General features: G+C 66.1%; 1 protein-coding gene. It reads right to left on the minus strand.

Annotated elements, in window-relative coordinates:
- The coding region (locus tag NW835_RS10015; RefSeq protein WP_414415200.1) for an alanine dehydrogenase at positions 1–530 on the minus strand (530 nt) is incomplete at its 3' end.
- Positions 531–782: the final 252 nt, after the last annotated feature.

Raw genomic sequence — 782 nt, forward strand, 5'->3', positions numbered from 1 at the left:
GTGCCCCCGCCCAGGATCACCACCCGCCCCGGCGGCACCCCTGGGATCCCGCCCAGCAACACGCCTCGCCCCCCCTGCTGACGGGTGAGGTAGTGGGCGCCAAATTGCACCGACAGCCGCCCGGCAATCATGCTCATGGGCATCAAGAGGGGCAGGGATCCGTCGGGCAGCTCCACCGTCTCGTAGGCCAGGCAGGTGGCCCCCGAACGCAGCAGGGCCTGGGTCAGCTCGCGGCTGGCCGCCAGGTGCAAGTAGGTAAACAGGATGAGATCCGGATGGAGCAAGGGATACTCGGCGGGCAGGGGCTCTTTGACCTTCACCACCAACTGCTGCCGGTAGATCTCCTCCGGCGTGGCGGCCAGCTTGGCCCCCGCTTTTTGGTAGTCTTCGTCGCTAAAGCCCGCCCCCTGGCCGGCTTGGGTCTCCACCCACACCTGGTGCCCCTGCTCAGTCAAGGCCCGCACCGCCGCCGGCGTCAGGCCGACGCGAAACTCCTGCTCTTTGATCTCTTTGGGCACGCCAATGCGCATAGGGATCCCCACAGGGCTGTTCTCCAGTCTAGACAGACCGGCGCTGGGATGGGATCCCTGGCCTGCGCAGACCGGCCAAAATCCCTACCTTTTCCCCGCAAGGGAACGGAAATTCTGTTGAGGGGATCCGGTGGATCCCTGGCTAGGTTGGGGGTTGCTCCGCCCGGAAGGGATCCCTAGCGCAGGAAGCGGGCCAACAGCAGCAGGCCAAGGCTGCCAAAGAGGAGGTTGAAGCTCCAGGCTGCTGCCCAG

This window comes from Synechococcus sp. OH2, from assembly GCF_047462155.1.
Taxonomy (GTDB): Bacteria; Cyanobacteriota; Cyanobacteriia; order Thermostichales; family Thermostichaceae; genus Thermostichus.